This window comes from Calothrix sp. CBUCES-K 9914 (genome assembly GCF_059640475.1).
Map to the genome: position 1 here is coordinate 1 of NZ_JBXXZH010000513.1, position 2,118 is coordinate 2,118.

The following is a 2,118-nucleotide window of genomic DNA, read 5'->3' on the forward strand; positions in this document are numbered from 1 at the left end:
CTACCACGTTGATGTTGAACACAACGGTCAAATGCAGCAAGTTGTCTTCCTTGATACACCTGGTCACGAAGCATTTACCGCAATGCGGGCACGTGGAGCGCGCGTTACTGATATCGCAATATTAGTAGTCGCCGCCGATGATGGTGTGCGTCCACAAACTGTAGAAGCAATTAGCCACGCACAAGCTGCTGAAGTTCCTATTGTTGTAGCAATCAACAAAATTGATAAAGAAGGTGCCCAGCCCGACCGCGTAAAACAAGAGCTAACTCAGTATAATATGACACCTGAAGAATGGGGTGGCGATACTATTATGGTACCCGTCAGCGCCATCAAGGGTGAGAACTTAGATACCTTGTTAGAGATGATTTTGCTTGTGGCAGAAGTCGGAGAACTATCTGCGAACCCAAATCGTCCAGCGAAGGGAACTGTAATTGAAGCGCATCTTGATAAAGCGAAGGGAGCGGTTGCAACGCTGTTGATTCAAAACGGTACTTTGAAAGTCGGCGATATACTCGTTGCAGGCTCTGTATTGGGTAAAGTTCGGGCAATGGTCGATGACCAAGGTAAGCGTGTAGAAGCTGCTTCCCCATCGTTCGCGGTTGAAGTATTAGGCTTAAGCGATGTGCCTGCGGCAGGTGATGAGTTCGAGGTATTCTTAGTTGAAAAAGAAGCTCGTGTCATTGCCGAACAACGTGCCGAGAAGCTTCGCCAATCACGCTTGATGCAGGGGCGTGTGACTTTGGCGGGTATTTCCGCGAAGGCACAAGAAGGCGAATTAAAGGAACTCAACCTGATTTTGAAGGGCGACGTTCAAGGTTCTGTCGAGGCGATTGTTGGTTCTTTGAAGCAGCTTCCGCAAAACGAAGTGCAAATTCGCTTATTGCTTTCATCGGCAGGTGAAATTACTCAAACTGATATCGACTTAGCCGCAGCGAGTGGTGCAGTCATTATTGGTTTCAATACCACCTATGCCAGTGGCGCCCGTTCTGCTGCTGACGAAGCGGGTGTGGATGTTCGTGAGTACAACATCATTTACAAGTTACTCGAAGATATTCAAGATGCGCTCGAAGGTCTCTTGGAACCCGAATTGGTCGAAGAACCACTGGGTCAAGCCGAAGTCCGCGCCGTTTTCCCAGTTGGTCGTGGCGCCGTTGCAGGTTGCTACATTCAAAATGGCAAGCTGATCCGCAACTGCAAAGTCAGGGTTTTACGCGCTGGCAAACAGCTGTTTGAAGGTGCGCTTGATTCACTCAAACGGATGAAAGAAGACGCGCGTGAAGTTAACGCTGGCTACGAGTGCGGTATCGGCATCGACAAGTTCAACGACTGGACAGAAGGTGATATCATCGAAGGCTTCCAGATGGTGACAAAACGTCGAACCCTCGCTTCCACCAAAACTAAATAGCAAAGGTAAGGTGGGCAGTGCCCACCCTACGATTGACACTATCTATATATATAGAGAATCAGAGGCACAATATTTTGTTGTGCCTCTATTATTAAGAAGAGGGCGTAAAGGCAATACGTAAATCAATTTTTTTAATTTCCGTAACAATTCGGGTAGTTTAGTCACCGATGTGACAGAATTTGCAACCGAACAAGACTACTTTTATAAAAGAAATAGTTAAAGTTAAAGTTAATTTTTACTTTTTCAGGGTGCAAATTTACTGAATCTTGCCCCAGTCGCTCTCGAAGTTTATCTATCGGAGTTATGTATAATGGGTAACATTAATTTAGAACAAGACAATCAAAGCGCGGACACAGAAATTTGGAAGAGCTTGCAACATGCCATTGCCGCAAGCTCCGGTTTCATTCGCTGGCAACTTGAAGCGGGCGCCAAATATCAAAATCTAGGCTTGGAAGAGCAAGTACAAAGGTATTTACGAGAAACTTTGGAAAACTTAGCGTACTAGTGTATTGATTTAATCCCCCCTAGCCCCCCTTAATAAGCTACGGTGTACACACAAGTCTTAATAAGGGTGCTTCGGGGGCTTTGGAGGCTTCGGGGGTAGGGCGGGGAGGATGAGTATGAAGCAATATTGATTCATATCGGATGCAAATATCGATGAAAATAGTTCCTCAATTTCTCCACTCCTTCCGTTTCTAGCCTCCCCCTGCATC

Annotated in this window: 2 protein-coding genes; both read left to right on the forward strand. The window is 46.3% G+C overall.

The genetic code is table 11. The features are described 5' to 3' along the window. The coding region (gene infB, locus AC2JBO_RS44640; protein WP_496960035.1) for a translation initiation factor IF-2 at nt 1-1,405 on the forward strand (1,405 nt) is incomplete at its 5' end. Nucleotides 1,406-1,715: 310 nt separating this feature from the next. Beyond that, a complete protein-coding gene (locus tag AC2JBO_RS44645) occupies nt 1,716-1,910 on the forward strand; it encodes a hypothetical protein (protein WP_496960036.1) in 195 nt (64 codons plus the stop codon). The last annotated feature ends 208 nt before the right edge of the window (nt 1,911-2,118 follow it).

Excerpts from the sequence above, each read along its gene's own strand:
- AC2JBO_RS44645 (WP_496960036.1), top strand. The coding sequence starts at position 1,716 with ATGGGTAACATTAATTTAGAACAAGACAATCAAAGCGCGGACACAGAA.